The sequence below is a fragment of the Candidatus Coatesbacteria bacterium genome, from assembly GCA_014728225.1.
In the GTDB taxonomy this organism is placed as follows: domain Bacteria; phylum RBG-13-66-14; class RBG-13-66-14; order RBG-13-66-14; family RBG-13-66-14; genus WJLX01.
Genome location: WJLX01000011.1, coordinates 1 through 18,326, shown reverse-complemented (window position 1 = coordinate 18,326; position 18,326 = coordinate 1). Strand labels below are relative to the sequence as shown.

The following is an 18,326-nucleotide window of genomic DNA, read 5'->3' as shown; positions in this document are numbered from 1 at the left end:
TAACGCTTTCAACTGTCGGGCCTGCGGTGTTTTACCTTCAATCTGCGCCGGGCGTAATCGAGCCGAATTGTCCGGCGGATGCGGCGGGTAGGGGCGCCGCCGCGGCGCCGTCGAAGAGCTCACCGGGCTCCAGACCGACGGCCTGATACTCACGCAGGTCCGAGTAGCTGAACAGGGCCATGCCGTCGGCGCCTCGCAGGCGGACGGCGTCGTAGTAAACGCGCAGCTCCCCCGGCGGGATGAAGCGACGTTCGTCGTGCAGCTCGCGCAGCAGCAGACCGGCGTAGACCAGGGAACCGTCGGCGCACTCGACGGCCCGCTCTAGCTGGCGAGCGATCATCGCCTCGTCGGTGAAGTAGCTCATCGTCACCAGCAGGTCCAGGTAACCGGCACGCAGCCAGCGACCCCAGTCCTGGCTGACCTCGTCGCGGGCCGTGGTATCGCGTTCGGCGTAGACGGCAGCGGAGAGAAGCATTTCCGGACGCAACTCCCCGAGGCGGCGGGCGACCGCGGCGACGAAGCGGGTGATCTGTTCCCGGCGCCAGTCCGCCCAGACGGCGGGTGCGGCCGACGGTGAAGTGAAACCCGTCTCCCGGGTGAACTCCTCCAGAGCCAGGGGGTTGAAGCCGGTGCGCGGGCTCTCGTAACGGACGTAGTCCAGGTGCAGGCCGTCGACGGCGTAGTTGGCCGCCAGATCGCCCAACACATCGGCGGTGTAGTCGCGCACCGCCGCAACGCCGGGATCGAGCCAGGCCCGATGTCCGACGGCCATCGGACGGCCGTCACGGCCGTAGGCCAGCCACTCGGGATGCCGGTTGACGACGTGGGCGGGGGAAGCGGGGACGCGGCCGCCGGTGATCTCGAAGCAAACCACCCAGGCGTGGAGACGCAGCCCGGAGGCGCGACAGAGCTCCAGAGCATGCTCCAGGGGATCGTAACCCGCCGGGGCCCGGGCGAGGTAGGCCGAGCGCGGCTCGGGGTTGGGAAAGGTGGTGTCGTGGCGGTTCGGCTGGTAGAGGGCATCACCGCGGTAGCGAACCTGGAGGAACAGCTCGTTGAAGCCGTGGGCGACCGCCGTCTCCACCACGCGCTCGACGGCCCCCGGACCGCTCAGCTCCCAGGCCGGCACCCAGAGACCCCGCCCTTCCGGTGTCAACCGCCGTGGTTGGGCCAGAGCCGCCGAGACCGTCAACAACACCAGGAAAGCGACGCGCCGTCCCCGCATCAGATGCCGGCGCCGTCGAAGAGCTCGCCCAGCTCGTAGAACAGCCCGGCGGCCTTGTCCAGCTCGACGCCGTAGAAATCCGTCGCCGTGACCTCGTTGATCTCGCCCCCGGCGCCCGTTTCCGTCAGCAGGTTGAGCTGGCTCTCGATCCGCTCGGTCTGCAGCAGGATGTCACCGACGAGGTCCGTATCATCGTGATACAGCACTGCGGGATCCTTGCGCCAGTTGTCGATGTAGCCGCGGGCCGTCACCGTCAACTCGTCATACACCCGACGAACCAGCGCCCGGGTCTGGCCGTCGAAGTCACTCCACTGACGGTAGAAGCCGGCCAATTGCTCGAAGTCCCGGGCCACGGAGACGGCGTCGGCCTCGCGCTGGGCGGCCCCGGTTGGAAGGGCCGCCAGGCAGACGAGGAGCAGCAAACCGGCGGTAACACGCTTAATAGTCATGGTTTCCAAATCCTTCGGCGAGGGAGGGGGTCAAACGGTGCAGGCTGCCCAACAGGTTCGCGCAGGCGTCGTGATTCTCCCGTTCCAACTCGTCGAGTAACAGCTCGACCTTCTCCAGCAGGTACCCGAGCAGATGATCTATAGCGCGGTAATCGGCGGCACTCTCATCGACGATCACACCAGCGCCCAGATCTTCGAACCACCGACGCAGATCGATGATGAAATCGACGGCCAACTCCTCGGCGGATTCGGCCAACTCGGTCAGCTCTTCAGGTGTGCGTTCCTCGACGATACCGTAATCGGCGGTCAACTCGAAGGCCGTCCGGGAATACAGCCAGGCCGCTTTCTCATTGGGGGCCAGCTCGGCCCCGACGGAAAACGCAGCCAGCAGGATCAGCCCTGCGCTGAGGATGGAGGTTTGGCGAAATGTCATGGCTTTCAGCGGGTTGGGTGGTGGTTATGTCAACGGTGTCAGCCCATAAACGTCGAAGGAGGTGAAAAAGTGTCAGCTGGACGGCGGCGGACTCAGGTCAGGAACAGCCAGTAGTTGAGCGAGACCACCCCGATGCCCAACAGGGCTCCTGCGGTGACCTCGCGCCAGGTGTGGATGCCGCGGCGGATGCGCGTGTCGGCGATGATCAGGGCCAACAGAAACACCAAGACGCTGACCAGGGGGTTCTCCGTCACCAGGGTGACGATGGCGAAGATGGCGAAGCTGACCGCGGCGTGACCCGAGGGCATCCCGCCGTGCAGCGGCGAGCCCCGACCGAAGAGGACCTTGCCCAGGATCACCAGGATGATCACCAGGGTGAAGCTGATCAGGGTGACGTACTCCGGACTGCCCTTGACCGCCCGGATGACCGAGAAGATGTGGGGCTTGAGCCCCTTGAACAGCACCAGGTAGCCGACGATGACCGCGGCGATGGCGGCGATGAAGACGGCCCCGGCGGCGATATCCTTGACCAGCTTGGCCAGGGGATGGTAGGTGGTGGTCATCAGGTCCATCGCCTTCTCGATGGCCGTGTTGATCAGCTCGGCCACCAGGACCAGGGCCACGGCGACGATGATCAGCACCAGCTCCAGCCGGGAGATGTTCAGGAACAGCGAGCCGCCGATAACCACCACGCCGACGATGAAGTGGATGCGGATGTTGCGCTCGGTCTTGAGGGCGTAGACGATGCCCTCGAGGGCGTTGTTGAAACTCTGGGACATCTTGGGTTTGCGCCCCAGGGTCGCCGCGCGGCGCTCACCGGGACTGCGCCCGTCGCGGTCGCCGTCTTCCTGGTGCTGATCCTTGTCGGCATCGTCGGACATCGTCGATCCGGGGTTGGAGTGGATTGTCAGTTTCACGGCGCCCGGCGGCGGAACCTCGGACCACCCGTTCGTCGTCGTGGGCCTCCCGCCGCGCTCAGCGGTCACCGAGGTAGGCGGTCAGCCATTCGTGATCGACGACGAGGGAGCAGCGGGCCATCATCTCGTTGCTGCCGTGCTCGTCGGCGTCGTCGTAACCGAGCAGGTGCAACACGCCGTGAGCGGTGAGGATGGCGATTTCACGCTCGACGCGCAACTGGTAATCGGCGGCCTGGCGCAGGGCCTGCTCGACGTTGACGAAGACGTCGCCGAGCAGGGGTGGGGAGCCGGAGCGTCCTGCGTCGTCGCCGTCGAGGTTGAAGGCCAGCACGTCGGTGGTTTCCGCTCGGTCGAGGTAGCGCTCGTTGAGCTCGACGGTCTGCTCGTCGTCGAAGAGCACCACGGCCAGGCTGCAGGATTCGGCTTTCTCCAGGGCCAGAGTCAGCAGGGCGCTGCGCCGGGGCAGTTCGGGCTCCACCCAGTGGAGCCGCTGGTGGTTGTGGACGAGGACCTCGTAGTTGGGGAAGCGGGCGGGGGTCATGCAGACTCCTCGTCGCTTTCGGCGTCGGTATCGGGTAGGGCGGTCGGTCGGTGGACGATCTCGTCGGGGTACTCGATGCGGGAGTGCAGCAGTCCGGTGAGGGTCTTGACGAAGCTCTCCGAGATGGCGGACAGATCGTTGAGGGTCAGATCGCAGGCCGAGAGCTGGCCGTCGACGAACTTGGAGTTGACCACGTTGCGGACCAGGATGCGGATCGAGGAGACGGTGGTGTTGGTGATCGTCCGGCTGGCGCTCTCGACGGAGTCGGCCAGCATGACGATGGCGGCCTCCTTGGAGCGCGGCAGGGGTCCAGGATAGCGGAAGTCCTTCTTTTCCAGGATGTTGTGCTCATCGAGCTGTAGGGCCTGCTGGTAGAAGAAGCTGATCAGCCCGGTGCCGTGGTGCTCGCGGATGATCTGGATCACGCCCCGGGGCAGGCGGTGTTTGCGGGCCAGCTCGACGCCGTTTTTGACGTGGCTGCGGATGACCAGGGAGCTCATCGAGGGCGACAGGCTGTCGTGCTTGCTCTCGCCGTGGATGTTCTCGCTGAAGTAGTCGGGCTTGTCGATCTTGCCGATATCGTGGTAGTAGGCGCCGACCTTGGCCAGCAGGGCGTTGGCGCCGACGGTGCCTGCGGCGGCCTCGGCCAGCACACCGACGTTGAGGCTGTGGAAGTAGGTTCCCGGGGCGCGCTCGTTGAGCTTGCGCAGCAGGGGGTGGTTGACGTCGGAGAGCTCGAGTAGTTGGACCGGGGTGGTGATATGGAAGAGGCTCTCAAAGATCGGCAGCACCAGACTGGCGATGAAGACGGAGATCAACGAGCCGACGGCTCCGAGAACGGCGTTGTTGAGGGTCTCGGGCAGGGTGTCGGAGAAGGACAGCCCGATGGCGGCGATGACCAGCAGCTTGGCCGCGGCCACCTTGAGGGTGATCCAGTAGAGCGAGCTGCGTGTTCGCAGGTTGGTGGCCGAGAAAACCGCCGCCAGACCGGCGGTGAGGAAGACGAAAAGGTAGCGGACCTCGAGGCCGGTCAGCAGCCCCAACATCACGCTGGCCACCAGGGAGCCGATGATGGCCGTCTCGGTGTCCAGCAGGATGGTGAATAATACTCCGGCCAGGGCCGCGGGCAGCAGGTAGCCGATCTGGGGCACCTGCTGGAAGAAGAAGGTGATGATCAGTTGGCTCAGGCCGACGACGAGGATCAGGATCAACCCGGAGAGGATCCAGTAACGCAGGCTATTGAAGTAACGCCGGCGGTAGGTGTAGAGGAAGAGGGTGAAGATGAACAAAAAGACGGTGATGATCGCCGCCCGACCCAGGGTGACGTAGAGGATGCCCCGGCTGGAGCGGAAGCTCTCCAGGGCTTTGAGTTTGCGATAGACCTCCGGGGTGATCACTTCGTGGGCGGCGACGATGCGCTCGTTCTCGCTGACCCAATAGGATACGCGGTCGACACCGCCCTCGGCGGCGACGATGCGCTCGGCGGTGGCCTCCTCGTCAAGGTAGATCGTGGGCTGGATGAAGCGGGCCACGACGTCGACGAGGTTGCGGGTCAACTCCTCTTTTTCGAGATAGGGTGCGATCAGGCCGAGGACGCGCTCGCGGATCTCACCCAGATCAGCGATCTGCTCGTAGGCCCGGGCGAAGTAGAGGTCCTCCGCCGGATAGCGCAACAACAGGCCGTTGACCAGGGCGCCCTCGTCCATGTCCGTCTTGTCCTCGACGACGCCGTTGACGAAGGCGCTCTCCAGGGTATCGGGCAGCTTCTGCAGTTCGGTCAGCAGCTCGGGCTCATCACGCAACAACTCCAGCAGCTCCGGGGCGAAATCCACCCGGTAGCGACCGCTCAGGCTCTGGGCCAGTTCGGTCCACTTCTCCCCGGGAGGGTTTTCGGCCTCCAGGGCCGCGCGCAGATCGGCCAGCAGGCGGCGGAACTCGCTCCAGCCCTCGCGCAACAGTTCGTCAGTGTAGATATAGATCGGCCGCACCTCGCTGCGGCGGGACTGGATCTCCGCCTTGAGTTCGGCCTCGGTCTTGGGCACCGGATACTTGATTGGACTGATGACGTCGTTGTCGGCGACGTCACCGATCTCGAAATCGAAGCTGTAGAAGGTCTTCGAGGGGAAGGTCAGCAGGGAGAGAACGACGATGATCGCCAGGCCGACGCCGAGGCGGGGCAGGATCCGCCACAGGCGGATCGGACCCGTCTCGTTGCGGCGCTCGATCTCGTCGCGATCAGTCATCGGTCGCTCCGTCGTTGGTCACGTCGCCGCTAACCTCGGCGGTTTCTTCGCCGGTCCCGTCGTCGTTTTCGCCGCCGTCGGAAGCTTCGGCGGCGCTGTCGAAGCGCTCGTAGGCCTCGACGATGCGTGCCACCAGGCCGTGACGGACGATGTCGGAGCGGGTCAGGTGGACGAAGCTCAGCCCCTCGATGTCGGCGAGAAAGTCCTGGGCCAGCAGCAGCCCGCTCTCCCGCGGTCGGGGCAGGTCGATCTGGGTCACGTCACCGACCACGGCGGCCTTGCTGCCCCCGCCGAGGCGGGTCAGGAACATCTTCAACTGGCGATGGGTGGTGTTCTGGGCCTCGTCGAGGATGACGTAGGCGTTGTCCAGGGTCCGGCCGCGCATATAGGCCAACGGGACGATCTCGATCACGCCGTGCTCGATCAGTGTCAACACCCGGTCCCGCTTGAGCATGGCGTAAAGGGCGTCGTAGAGCGGACGCAAGTAGGGGGCGATCTTCTCCTCCGGGGCTCCGGGGAGATAGCCCAGGCTCTCGCCGGCCTCGACGGCCGGACGGGCCAGGATCAGCCGGTTGACCGCCCCGCGGTGCAGGTTGGCCAGACCGACGGCCACGGAGAGGTAGGTCTTGCCCGTGCCCGCCGGACCGATGGCCAGGACGATATCCGAGTGGAAGAGGGCGCCGATCAGGCGCTTCTGACCGGCGGTGCGCGGCTTGACCACCTTGCGCGAGCCGACGGTAATGCTGGTGGCCACGACCTCGTCGAAGCCCAATTGGGCGCTGGGCGGCTCGGTCAGGTTAGCCACGGCGGCGCGGACCTCGGCGGGCTGGACGACGTGGCCGCGTTTGGCCGCCCGGGCGAACTGGCTCAGCAGGTCCTGGGCCGCCTGGACGTTCTCGGGCTGACCGGTGAGCTTGACCTGCTCGCCGCGCAGGTTCAAACGGATATCGAGCAACTTCTCCAACAGCCTGAGATTCTCGTTACCCGGCCCACTGAACTCGGCCTCGTTGCCGTTGAGCTTTAGCTGTAGCTTGCTGGTGACCTTCGGCGTGATCGACCTCCACGGCGCTACGCCCCGGGCGCGGGGCTCGTCTGATTCAAGCATAGTTTAGCAGAGGGCGGGCCGCTGCTCAAGGCGCCCGTCGCGGCGGGTCGGGCAGGCTCTCCAGCATTCGGCGGCGACGGGCCTCCTGGTAAGCCCGCACCGCCCCGTAGCCCAGCCCGTAGAACAGACCGGCTAGCGCCAGAGCCAGCAAGGTGTTGCCCGCCAGGTAGGTCCAGACCACCTCGCCGGCGGCGCTCCACAGCTCGCCCTCGTCGATCAACCGGGCCACCGCGGCGACCTCGTTGCCCGTCAACCACGCACCGATGGTTAAGGACAGCCCCCAGAAGAAGGGCGAGGTGATCGGGTTCATGATCGCCGAACCCACCACCGCCGCCACCTTGCTGAAGCGGAAGAGGAAGGCCAAACCCACGGCCATCAAGGCCCCCAGGCCGAAGGTGGGAAAGATCCCGATGAACACACCGACGGCCAAACCCAGGGCCGCCTTGTGCGGCGAGGAATCCGAGCGCAAAAAGCGCAGGTACTGCAAACGCAACCAGCGCCTGGCCCGACGCCAGATCGTACGGCCCTTGAGACGTTTGCCGCGACGGCAACCCATGAATCGCTACGACCTCCGTTGAACTGGATGATCCCGAACAGCCGGCGGGCTGCGAAAAACAGCCCCCCCCAGACGCTCTCAACGCCCGAACGCCCGGCCGCCGGAACTGGCACGGTTTTTGCGGCAGGCGCAACCCTCCACCCATTCGCAGCGTCGCCGAGATGCAAAAACCGTGCCAGTTCCGGCGCGTGGATGTTGTTGTAACGCCGGAGGATGCCCGGGCTGTTTTTCGCAGCCCGCCGGGCCCTGCGCCGCGGTGTTGCGTGTCAACAAACAGGCCCGGCGCCGCCGGGCCGTTAAGCTTTGTCAAGCGCATCCGGCGTCGGGGAAGACGCTATTGCTCTTCGACGCTCACGTCGTGGCAGGCGGCGCAGTCGGCGGCCCGGACGTCGTAGAGGGCGTGGACGTCGCCGCCGGCCTCGCTGAACAGGCAGCGAGCCTCACCGACGCTCGAGCCGGTATAGTCGGCGTGGCAGTCGGCGCAGGAGCGGCCTCCCAGGGGCGGATGCTCGCCGACGAGGTCGATCGCCGGGCTGTCGGCGGCGACCTCGGCGGCCCCGCCCGTGTGCAGGGGGAACTCGTGGCAGGCGAAGCAGGTGTTCATCGGCAGCGAGGGGTGGGGTTCACCGTTTTGCGGCGTGTAGCTGAAGACGTGGGTGTCGCCGCCGTTCTTCATCCGCTCGAGGGGGGTGTCGCCGGGGGTGACCTCGTCGGGGACGGGGGCGTGGGGGTTATGGCAGTCGGCGCAGGTGTGGCTGGAGCGGAACAGGCCCTCGTCGTGCTGGTAGAAGTTGACCAGGTGGGGCTCGTGCAGGTGACAGGTCATGCAGTTCTCGTCGAGGACCTCGCCGTGCTTGGAGATGTAGAGGGGATCGTCCAGGCCGCCCCAATGGCTGTGGCAGTGCCAGCACATCGTCCACTCGCCGCCGGGGGTGTTGTTGGAGCCGTGGGGGATGGCGAACAAGCCGTAGGCGCCGTAGATACCCAGCCAGCCGCCGAGGAAGACCACGGCTGTCAGAACGACCACCCGGCGGGCGGTCTTGGAGCGTCGCGGTCCGGGGTCGAGTTTGGGGATGAAAAACAGCAGCAGGATGAAGCCGAAACCCAGGCCGATGCCGATCGCCGTCACCCACTCGGGCAGGCTCTCGACGGCGAAGCGCAGGAAGCTCTCGGGGCGGAACCCACCGGCGGGATCGGCGGCCGGGCCGGCGGTGCCGGGCCAGAAGACGGCGATCAGCACCACACCCACCATGGCGATGAGCATGATGACGAGTTCGAACATGGCGAACTCGGGGAAGAAAGGGACGTCCTTCTTGCGGGTCTCGCGCTCCCGGCGGCGCTTGGCCAGGCGGGCGGACAGTTTATGCCACAGGTCTTTAAGGCGTTCGAGCAAGCTGGGCTTATCTCCCGCGGTGCGTCGGTTAGAGCGGCTCGGCGATGCCTTGGCGGCGGATCATCACGAAGTGGAACAGCAGCAGAATGAAGATCACCAGGGGCAGAATGATCACGTGCATCATGTAGAAGAAGTTCAGCGCTTCGTCACCGACGACGGGCTCCGAGGTTATCAGCCCGGCGATGGGGTTGCCGACGAGGGGGATGCGCCTGGTCAGGTCGACGACGCCCTGAGCCAGTTCAAAGCCCCGCTGGTCCCAGGGCAGCGTGTAGCCGGTGACGTAGAACCCCAGGGTCGACAGCAGCAGGAAGACGCCGGTGACCCAGTTGAGCTCCCGGGGGTTCTTGTAGGCCCCGGTGACGAAGACGCGGACCATGTGGGCCACGACGAGGACCATCATCAGGTTGGCGGCCCAGTGGTGGACACCGCGGATCAGCCAGCCCATCCAGACGTCGCCCATGATGAAGGCCACCGACTCGGCGGCGCCGGCGGTGGTCGGCTTGTAGTGCTGGAGCAGGATGATACCGGTGATCACCAACAGGATGAACATCGTCAGGGTCAGGCCGCCGAGGCAGTAGTACCACTTGCGCATCCACGGCTTGACCGGATGCTCCATGCTGTCGATGATGTATTGCTTGAGCCGGAAGCGTTTATCGAGCCAGTCCAGCCAGCGGCTCTCGGCGATCTTCTTGCGGGTGTCGTCGGACATCGGTGCGGCCTACTCGCTGTCGATGGAGGGGAAAGGGTCGCAGACCTGGTTCCAGGAGCCGTCGAGGGCCTGGTAGAGGCGGCCGGCGCTGTCCAGACACAGCAGGTCGAAGCCGCCGTCGACGAAGAACAGCTTGAGCTCCCAGGGAGCGTCGCCCGGGCAGGGCTCGTGATCGGTCGGGGCCAGCTCGCCGGTGGCGTTGTTGTCGTAGATCCGCCCGTCCTCGTCGACGCTGAGCAGCAGCACCCCGCCGGTTTCGTCGTCGACGTGGAGCTCCAGGCGGTTCAAACGGGCCGCGGCGCCGAAGGTTTCCGATGGCTGCCAGGCGTCGTCGACGAAGCCGTAGAGCCGGTTGTCATCGGCCAGGACGAAGGGGTTGGCCGTCAGCGTAGCTTCCTCGAAGAAGACCTCCAGGTCCCGGGGCGCCCCGGGCAGCGTCGCCTCGACGCTGCGCCAATTCGCCTCGCCCTCGTTGACGAACAGCGCGCCACCGGCGTCGACGAGGAGGGTGTCGACACCGCCGGCGGTGGGGTTGAACAGCTCGCCCCGGCAGGGCGCCTCGGCCGCGGCGGGCGGCGGCTGAAGCTCGAGCCAGGCGGTGCTGTCCGTCTGGTAGATGCGTCCGCTACCGTCGATGACGAAGATGAAGGCCGTCGCGTCGTAACCCGGCAGCTTGAGCAGTTGGAGCGAATAAGGACCCGCGGTGGGGCAGGGCTCGCCGACGGTCAGCCAGCCCTCCCGGGTCAGCTCGTGCAGGACGCCGTCGTCGTCGAGGGCCATGATCAGCTCGCCGTGGTCGTCGTGAACGGCGTCCATAACGGGCAGGCCCACGGCGGTCAACGGCGCCAGCACCGCCAGCAGGGCGGCGGCGAGTTTGCTTCTGGTCATGCTCAGCCTCCCGACGGGTTCAATCCTCGGCGGTTTCACTAAAGGGTCCGGCCAGGGGAATCCAGTCGTCGCCGTCGACCAGGTAGAGCCGGCCGACGGAATCCAGGCAGATCACGTTGAAGGCGTCCAGCTCCTCGATACGCACCAGCTCGATCTCCCAGGGTCCCGTACCGGGACAAGCGGGGAAGTCGACGGGGGTCAGTTCACCGCTGGAGTTGTCGTAGAGACGTCCGGCTTCGTCCAGGCCCAGCAGCAGCAAGAAGCCGGTAGTTCGATGATGGTAGTGGTCAAACCGCCGGATCCCGGCCGCGGCGGTTTCCAGCTCAGCGCTCTGCCACCCGCCGTCGATCAGGCCGTAGATCCGATTGTCGGCGGCCAGGACGAGGGGTTCGAGGACGGCCGTCGCCGCGTCGTAGACGAAGCCTGAAGCGAGCGGGGGCGGGGCGGGCAGTCGGGCCTCGACGGACGGTGGGGCCAGTTCGTCCCAGGTGGTCCCGTCGATCTGGTGGAGCCGGCCGTCGTCGTCGAGCGCCGGGACGATGTCGTCGTCGATGACGTGGGCCGCCGCCAGCGACGGCAAAGCGGCCGCCGTCAGGGGCGACAGGATAAGCACGACCAAGAACCTCAAGAGCTGAAGCATGGCTGATCCCCGTCGTCAGCCGATCTACTCGTCACTAAAACCCTCGTTCTGGGCCAGCCAGCTCTCACCGTCGGTATTGTAGATCACGCCGTCGGAGTCGCAGAGGACGACGGCCATGAACTCCTCGTCGGGCCGGACGTAGACGTCCATATCGTAAGGACCCCGGCCGTCGAGCAGCGCCGAGATGGTGTTGATGACGGAACCGTCCTCGAGCATCCAGAAACTGCCCGTCGAGTCGGTGACGAAGTGATAGGCGGCGTCATCGGAGTTGTAGGAGCTGACGGAGAAGGGCGGATCACCGTCGAGTTCGACCTCCAGAGCGTACCAGCCGTCCTCCATCACCCGGAACAGCCGCCCGGCGCCGTTGACGACGTCGAGGAAGATACTCTCCCGCTCGAGCTCGCTGAAGGCGTTGATATCGTAAGGGCCGGGACCGGGAACGGGCTCCAGGAAAGGCCGCCAGCCCTCGGCGGTGTAAAGCCAGACCTGACCGGCGGCGTCGACGGCAATCAGCATGGCGTTCTCACCGGTAAGGTCCGGGCAGCAGGCCAACCGGTACGGCGGCAGACCCTCGAGGGGATCCAGCTCGATCCAGTCCCCCGGTCCGACGATGAAGCAGGCGCCGTCACCGGCGATCATGAACACCAGAACGCGGTCATTGCCGGTGTCCAGCAGTCCGCTGATGTCGTAGGGCGCCGCGGCGGGACAGGGACCGTCCGAGGCCGGTTCCCAGGTGGTTTCGCCACCAATGAACAAGCGACCCTCCTCGTCGACGAAGAAGGTGCTGGTGCGGTCGGAGCCGGGATCCTGAACCAGGGTCACCCCGACACGGGCGCCGGCGGCGCAGCAGCAAAGCAGCACGGCCAACAGGATGCGTACGTAGTTTCCCCGATAGTTTTTCATCATCGATGGGTGGGTTCTGGTTTAGTTGAAAGGTTTGTTGGATCCTGGGATCTAGGTTGCCGCTGCAACGCTCGGCGGCGGAACCTTTGAATAACCGGCAAAGCTTCGGCCATCCGCCGCGGGGCTGCCCCCCCCCCGGAACCGGCACGGTTTTTGCGGAGCCGCAACCCCTCGGACGTCCGGACGGTTTCGGAGCTGCAAAAACCGTGCCGGTTCCGGGGCGTTGGTCGGTGGTGTCGTCGGCAGCTTATTCAAAGGTTCCGCCGCCGCTGTCGAGCGGTTGTGGCCGTTAACCGGTTTTGTAGCGGTAGTCGGGCAGCAGCATCGGGCTGACGCGCTCGGTCTGAACGCCGCCTGATTCCAGTTCGGCCTCCCATTCCTCGACGTGCTCGAGGGTCAGCTTGCCGAGGTTGACCTCCTCGGCGTAGGCGGCGGCGGCTTGGCCGGCACGGCGGCCGAAGACGGTGATGTCGAGCAGGGAGTTGCCCATCAGCCGGTTGCGCCCGTGGACCCCGCCGGAGACCTCGCCGGCGGCGAACAGTCCGGGGACGTCGGTGGCGGTGTCCGCCGAGATCCACAACCCGCCGTTCTGATAGTGCAGGGTGGGGTAGACCAGCATCGGCTCCTTGGAGATGTCGATACCGTGGCGCATGAACTGCTTGTACTTGGCGGGCAGCTCGCGGGCGATGGTGCCGGGGCCCTTGAGGATTTCGATCATCGGGGAATCGAGCCAGACGCCGAGACGGCCGGTGGGTGTCTTGACGCCGTTGCCTCGTTCCAGGCACTCACGCATGATGGCCGAGGATTCGACGTCGCGGGGCTCCTTGGGAAAGACGAAGTCCTCGCCGTGGCGGTTGACCGGTTCGGCGCCCAGGCCGCGGACCTTCTCGGTGATCAGCAGGCCGACGTTCTGTTCCGGGTAGGCGGTTCCGGTGGGGTGGTACTGGATGGAGTCCATGAAGCGCAGCCGGGCGCCGGCGCGGTAGCCCATGATCAAGCCGTCGGCGGTGGCGCCGTAATGGTTGGTGGTGGCGAAGCCCTGGATGTGCAGGCGGCCGATGCCGCCGGTGGCCAGCACGGTGGCCTTGGCGCGGACGATGAGGTGCTCGCCGGTTTCCATGTTGCGCAGCACGGCTCCGGCGCAGCGCCCCTGGTGATCCTTGACCAGTTCGACGGCGGGGGCGAACTCGACGACCTGGATCCGGGGGCGGTTGCGGATCTCGTCGCGCAGCACGCGCATGATCTCGGCGCCGGTCATGTCGCCGGCGGAGTGCATCCGCTTGCGCGAGGTGCCGCCGCCGTGGAGGACGTGCATCTCGCCCTCGTCGTTCTTGCCGAACATCACCCCGAGTGTCTCCAGCCACTTGAGTACCAGGGGCGCGTCGTTGGTCAGGGCGGCGACGAGCTCGCGGTCGTTGGTGAAATGGCCGCCGCCGTAGGCGTCGAGGAAGTGGATGACCGGGTTGTCCTGGGGTTTATCGGCGCCCTGGATGCCGCCCTCGGCCATGACGGTGTTGGCGTCGCCGTGGCGCAGCTTGGTGACCATCAGCACCTCGGCGCCGGCCTCCTGGGACACGAGGGCCGCCGCCGATCCAGCCCCGCCGCCGCCGATTACCAGAACGTCGACGCTGTAGGCGGGATCGGCGAGATCGACTTCGACCTCGGCGACGAGGGAGTGGGCCTCGACCAGGTCGGCGAACTCGTCGGGTACGCGCTCGCCCGTATTGGGTCCCAGGGCCAACTCGCGCATCCCGGTGTCCTTGTAGTCGGGGTGGAACTTGTTGAGGACGCGGTCGCGCTCCTCCATGGTCATCGGCGGGAAGTAGCCGATGCCCTTGACGTGGCCGAGCTCCTGGGCGTCGGCGGTGTTGATGTTGATCCTGCCGGGCTGATCCTCCAGGGCTATCTGGTCCTTGATCTCGGCCAGCAGCTCCTCGTCGAAGCCCTCGACCTTGAGCAGGTCTCGCAGATCGCGGAACGGCCCCTTCTCCTCGCGGTGGGCGACGATGTTGGCGGGGGCCCGGCGGCGGGCCAGACGACGCGGCCGGGTCTGTTCGACCTTGCTGATCAGTTCCTTGAGTTCGGGGGTGTAGCCCATCGGATCTCCTGCGTTGGCGGCGGTGCTAACCGGCGACGGCGGGTGGGTCTCAAATTCGTGAAGATTCCGACCGTCGGCTCAAGGGTCGGGAGGAACGATTTGGTCTTGGTCAAGCAGCGACCTTCTCCGCCCCGCTACGGTTGGTAAAGCGACGCGTCAGGCGGTTCAGCGCCAGGGCGGCCGGCAGACAGTAAACCGTTTCCAGCGGCACGCGGAAGCGGGTGCAGACGAAGGTCAGCAGTATCGCCAACAGGTAGACGGCAAAAAACCCGTAAATCAGCGCCCTCGTCGCCGCCGGTAGCTTGCGCATCAGCCAACAACCGAACAGGGCGGCGACAAACAGGCCGAGCTGGGCGGCGTAGACGAGGTAGCGCAGCGCGCCAAGGCGGCCGATCCCGGCTGCGTCGGCGTCGAGTTCGCCGACCAGGCCGAAGCCCAGGCGTTTGAGCACCAGCAGCGCCGCCCGTCCCGGGTTGTCGGCGATATAATCCAACGCCGCTGCGCCGAGGGCCTCGTCGAAGGCCGCCTCACCCTCCGTGCGCCAGACGTCGTCCAGTCCGTTCTCGACGACGGCGGGCGTCAGCGAGGTGTCAAAGCCGTCGGCGCGTTCGTTGAAGCCGCGGTAGAGGTTGTAGCCCAGCCGGTTGGTAACCGGGATGAAACGGTCGAAGACGGCGGCGTTGCGCACCATCCAGGGCGCCAGCACGGCCAGGGCGATCAGGGCGGCGGCGCCGCCGCGGAGCAGAACCCAACCCCCGAACCTTTCCCACCGATGCTTCCCGGCCAGCAGGCCGACGAGGACGATCAGCGGTCCGTAGGCCAGCACGACCTCGCGCAGCAGGCCGCCGACGCCGAGAAGCAGTCCGACTAACAGCCAAAACCGCCGTTTTTCGGGGTTCCGGGCGATGCCGGCCGCCGTATAGAGCAGGGCGCAGCCGACCAGTTGTTCCAGTGTGGTCGGCAGCACCAGGGCCGCGCTTCCGACGAAGGTCGGAAAGACCGCTGCGAGCAATCCGGCAATCAGAGCCGTCCGGTCCTTAGCCGACCGGTCGTCGAAGATCACGACCGCCGTTCGGTAGAGCAGCAGCGCCGCCAAGGCTCCGGCCAGGGCCTGTAACAGGTAGTGACCAGATAGGCTTCAGGCCCTAATACGGCCAGCAGACCCGTCAACAGCCAGGTATACAGCGGCGCCATGAAGGCCGTCGGCTGCGCTTCGTCCGCCGTATTCTCGGTGCCGGGTCGCTCGCCGAGTTAATGGGCGGGATAGCTGAAACTGTAACCCTCACCGGCCAGCAGGTTGCGCGCGATGGCGCCATACTCCAGATCATCGGGATGGTGATGATCGGCGAACAGGAAAACCGCCGCCAAACGCAGTACGAGGGCCAGGACGAAAACCACCGTTCCGGTGCGGCCCTCGAGCAGGCTTCTGAGCCGCCCGCGGGACATCAGTCGGGTTCGCGGTCGGCCTGCGTCTCGTCGTAGCGTCGACGCAGAACCTCCTCGGAGGCCTTGATCAACACCTCGAGGTCGTCTTCGTACTTACCGTGCTCGATCTCCTCGACACGCTGCTCCAGGTCCGGGGCCTCGGGGCGCAGGTGCCTGGCGTAGAGACGCCGGGCCAGGATGCCGATGTTGTACTGGACGTTCTCGCCGGGACAGCGGCTGGCGCACAGCCCGCACATCAAACACTCGAAGGACAGCTCGGCGACGCGCTCCAGCTCGCCCTTCATCGCCGCCGACATGTACTCCATCGTCTCGAGGTCCTGGGGACAGACCTTGCTGCAGGCGTTGCAGCCCATGCAGCGCAGCAGCTCCGGATAGTGCTCGATCAGGCTGGCCGCGTCGGGCTCCAGTTCCTCGATGTCGTAGGTCGACTTGTTGGCCGGGTAGAAGGGGATCTGGGTCAGGTACATCTCGGGCTCGACGACGGTCTGGCAGGCCAGACCGCTCTTGAGCCGGTAGTCACCCGCCGTGCGGTAGACCGTGGCGCAGGCGCCGCAGATGCCGCCGCGGCAGCCGCAGCCGCGGATGAACTGATAGCCAGCGAACTCGATGGCCTTGAGAATGGTCAGCGTCTCGGGCACCTTATACTTCTTGCCCATGATGTAGATGTTGATCAGGCGGGCCTGGCCTTCTTCACCCATCGTGCCTCCACCGGTTGGGCCGGTCTGTCGTCGTGCCTTAACATAGCGCTGCTTGATGCCGCCGGCTTATCGATTCCACATCGACCAATCCGGCGTTCAATTCGGTGTTTAACGCTTCTGCGAAGTCAGCGGCTCTGATTGGGACCATCGCTGATTATTCCGGTCCCCTGGGCGAGACCGTTGAAAAACCGCCGCCGGTCACCTGGTCCCGAAGCGTCGATATCGCCCGGGGCGGCGGAACTGGCACGGTTTTTGCAGCTTTGAAACCGCTCGGACGTCCGCCGGGTGACGACGCCGCAAAAACCGTGCCAGTTCCGCCGGCGGGTACGGCGCAGGTCTCAGGGCTGTTTTTCAACGGTCTCGCCCAAACGACGTCGTGGTTGGCGACGGGCCGCGCTCCGTGATGCAACGCACTGCGTTGATTAACATTTAGCGTTTCGACGGCGCTGCCGGAGCGACCGCAGGGAGCGTGTCCGCGGATGTGGCATCGCGCTGGTCGTTACCGTTGCCTCGCGTTCTGTGATGCAACGCACTGCGTTGATTAACATTTAGCGTTTCGACGGCGCTGCCGGAGCGACCGCAGGGAGCGTGTCCGCGGATGTGGCATCGCGCTGGTCGTTACCGTTGCGTCGCGTTCTGTGATGCAACGCACTGCGTTGCTACCAGGCGATGAGGATGCCCAGCAGCAGGCCGAAGATCAGCCCCACCAGGGCGGCGAAGTAGCGGTCGAGGTGGCTGAAGGTTTTGGATTTGGGCAGGGTTTCGGTGACGCGTTTGTCGACGATGTATTGCTTGATGTCCAGGTCTGTTTGCGGGCAGGCCAGGGCGCAGGAGTAGCACTGTTCGCAGTCCTCGCCGACGATGGACTCGAGGGCCATCGAGGTGCGTTGGGCGGTGCGTTCGAGGCGCTCGGGTTCGCGGCGCAGCACGGGGCAGGAGTCGACGCAGTTGCCGCAGCCGATGCAGCCCTTGTCCGAGGAGAGGTCGCGGCCCTCGTTGTGCAGGCGGTTGTAGATCTCCATCCCGGTGGAGAGCAGGCGGGTGCGGGCCACCGGGGGTTCCTTCATATCGAAGATTTTGTCCAGCACACGCTGGATCTTTGAGAGGTCGCGTTTTTCGGTTGCGGGCATAGGGACCGCCTGCCTCGGTAGGGTGGCGCTAAAAGCTAGTAACTGGATTGGTTAAGGTGCTTTAACCCACCGGCGAATATAGGCCAAAAGGGCCTTGAAGGCAAGGCCGCGTCGCTTTTCGCCCCGGATTGAGACTCCTTCTACATACCCTCCGGAGGAGGCGTTGGATCGTCCTGCTTGGCGTCGGCGGGGAGTTGGACCTTGCGGTGGACGCGACCGCAGAACTCATCGAGGACGGCGTCGAGGGCGGCCCCGGTGGCCTCGCCGGGGTGGACGGCGCCGGAGACCTCGACCTTGCTGCGGAAGGTGTCGGCCAGCAGTTTGTTGCCGGTGCTGTCGTTGAGCTCGAGCTCCAGCTCCAGGGTGCACTGCAGCCGGGCGCTGCCGATCAGGCCGACCATCCCGCCGGCCAGGGCGGCGGCGCCGCCGCCGAAGGCCCACCAGCTCCAGGCCGGTACCGTGGCGAAGGGGGCGGCGCAGCCCTGGGCGATGACCTGGGAGCCGACCTCCCAGAGGCAGGCGATCTCGCCGACGGCGGCGACGGTCAGCCCGGCGACGGCCAGCACGACCCAACCCGTCTCCGTCTCGCCGCTGAGCAGGTAGCCGTTGAGCGTGCTGTGGAGGGTGTAGTCGGCTGCCGTCCGATCCTCATCGGCGTCGACGGTGGTTTGCACGTCGAAGAGGCCGCTCTCGCCCAGATAGGCAACCAGGGCACCTTCAAGAGCCTCGCGCAGGGAGCGGCGCTCCTCGTCTGACAGCTCGGCCACCAGCACCGGGTCCAGTTCCGGCGCGGCGACGAACAGACGGCCCGCCAGTGGCTGGTAGCGCTGCTTGGGCGCGGGCTGATAGTCTTCGAGGAGGGGAAAGTCGCGACCGCAGCCGGTGAGCAGCAGCCCGGCGAGCAGCAGGCTCAGTCCCCAACGGGTCACGCGGCGTAACGCCATGGCTTCGC

General features: G+C 66.0%; 19 protein-coding genes. All 19 read right to left on the bottom strand.

Features of this window, described 5'->3' with window-relative positions; all coding sequences use genetic code 11:
* Window positions 1-37 precede the first annotated feature (37 nt).
* The 19 genes from GF399_00975 to GF399_00885 all read right to left on the bottom strand — a co-directional run bounded on the left by GF399_00975 (window position 38) and on the right by GF399_00885 (window position 18,318).
* Window positions 38-1,225, bottom strand: a complete 1,188-nt coding sequence (locus GF399_00975; protein ID MBD3398886.1) for a family 10 glycosylhydrolase — start codon at window positions 1,223-1,225, stop codon at window positions 38-40.
* On the bottom strand, window positions 1,225-1,674 hold the full coding sequence (locus GF399_00970) for a hypothetical protein (GenBank protein MBD3398885.1): 450 nt from the start codon (window positions 1,672-1,674) through the stop codon (window positions 1,225-1,227). The genes GF399_00975 and GF399_00970 overlap by 1 nt, the downstream gene beginning before the upstream one ends.
* The gene (locus GF399_00965; GenBank protein ID MBD3398884.1) at window positions 1,664-2,107 is read right to left on the bottom strand and encodes a hypothetical protein; all 444 of its coding nucleotides are present in this window, start codon (window positions 2,105-2,107) and stop codon (window positions 1,664-1,666) included. The genes GF399_00970 and GF399_00965 overlap by 11 nt, the downstream gene beginning before the upstream one ends.
* A 92-nt stretch (window positions 2,108-2,199) precedes the next feature.
* Entirely contained in the window at window positions 2,200-2,886 is a 687-nt protein-coding gene (locus tag GF399_00960) for a phosphatase PAP2 family protein (GenBank protein MBD3398883.1), read from the bottom strand.
* Window positions 2,887-3,082: 196 nt separating this feature from the next.
* Window positions 3,083-3,565, bottom strand: coding sequence for an rRNA maturation RNase YbeY (gene ybeY / locus GF399_00955; GenBank protein MBD3398882.1), 483 nt, complete (start codon window positions 3,563-3,565; stop codon window positions 3,083-3,085).
* Entirely contained in the window at window positions 3,562-5,808 is a 2,247-nt protein-coding gene (locus tag GF399_00950) for an HDIG domain-containing protein (protein ID MBD3398881.1), read from the bottom strand. The genes ybeY and GF399_00950 overlap by 4 nt, the downstream gene beginning before the upstream one ends.
* The gene (locus tag GF399_00945; GenBank protein ID MBD3398880.1) at window positions 5,801-6,913 is read right to left on the bottom strand and encodes an AAA family ATPase; all 1,113 of its coding nucleotides are present in this window, start codon (window positions 6,911-6,913) and stop codon (window positions 5,801-5,803) included. The genes GF399_00950 and GF399_00945 overlap by 8 nt, the downstream gene beginning before the upstream one ends.
* A gap of 25 nt (window positions 6,914-6,938) precedes the next feature.
* A complete protein-coding gene (locus GF399_00940) occupies window positions 6,939-7,469 on the bottom strand; it encodes a DUF2062 domain-containing protein (GenBank protein ID MBD3398879.1) in 531 nt (176 codons plus the stop codon).
* 334 nt (window positions 7,470-7,803) lie between these two features.
* Window positions 7,804-8,862 (bottom strand): hypothetical protein, encoded by a 1,059-nt coding sequence (locus tag GF399_00935; GenBank protein ID MBD3398878.1) that lies wholly within the window; start codon window positions 8,860-8,862, stop codon window positions 7,804-7,806.
* 28 nt (window positions 8,863-8,890) lie between these two features.
* Complete coding sequence (locus GF399_00930) at window positions 8,891-9,571, bottom strand: DUF4405 domain-containing protein (GenBank protein MBD3398877.1); 681 nt, start codon at window positions 9,569-9,571, stop codon at window positions 8,891-8,893.
* 9 nt (window positions 9,572-9,580) lie between these two features.
* A complete protein-coding gene (locus GF399_00925; protein MBD3398876.1) occupies window positions 9,581-10,459 on the bottom strand; it encodes a hypothetical protein in 879 nt (292 codons plus the stop codon).
* A 19-nt stretch (window positions 10,460-10,478) separates the two neighbouring features.
* Complete coding sequence (locus GF399_00920) at window positions 10,479-11,072, bottom strand: hypothetical protein (protein MBD3398875.1); 594 nt, start codon at window positions 11,070-11,072, stop codon at window positions 10,479-10,481.
* Between the two features lie 51 nt (window positions 11,073-11,123).
* Window positions 11,124-12,002: a hypothetical protein gene (locus GF399_00915; protein ID MBD3398874.1), complete on the bottom strand. Its 879-nt coding sequence runs from the start codon at window positions 12,000-12,002 to the stop codon at window positions 11,124-11,126.
* A 289-nt stretch (window positions 12,003-12,291) separates the two neighbouring features.
* Window positions 12,292-14,100, bottom strand: coding sequence for an FAD-binding protein (locus GF399_00910; GenBank protein MBD3398873.1), 1,809 nt, complete (start codon window positions 14,098-14,100; stop codon window positions 12,292-12,294).
* Window positions 14,101-14,209: 109 nt separating this feature from the next.
* Window positions 14,210-15,067, bottom strand: coding sequence for a hypothetical protein (locus GF399_00905; protein ID MBD3398872.1), 858 nt, complete (start codon window positions 15,065-15,067; stop codon window positions 14,210-14,212).
* 284 nt (window positions 15,068-15,351) lie between these two features.
* Complete coding sequence (locus tag GF399_00900) at window positions 15,352-15,546, bottom strand: hypothetical protein (protein MBD3398871.1); 195 nt, start codon at window positions 15,544-15,546, stop codon at window positions 15,352-15,354.
* Entirely contained in the window at window positions 15,546-16,244 is a 699-nt protein-coding gene (locus GF399_00895; GenBank protein MBD3398870.1) for a 4Fe-4S dicluster domain-containing protein, read from the bottom strand. Before GF399_00895 ends, GF399_00900 begins: the two co-directional genes overlap by 1 nt.
* A gap of 659 nt (window positions 16,245-16,903) precedes the next feature.
* Complete coding sequence (locus tag GF399_00890) at window positions 16,904-17,374, bottom strand: 4Fe-4S dicluster domain-containing protein (protein MBD3398869.1); 471 nt, start codon at window positions 17,372-17,374, stop codon at window positions 16,904-16,906.
* Between the two features lie 140 nt (window positions 17,375-17,514).
* On the bottom strand, window positions 17,515-18,318 hold the full coding sequence (locus GF399_00885; GenBank protein MBD3398868.1) for a hypothetical protein: 804 nt from the start codon (window positions 18,316-18,318) through the stop codon (window positions 17,515-17,517).
* Window positions 18,319-18,326 lie beyond the last annotated feature (8 nt).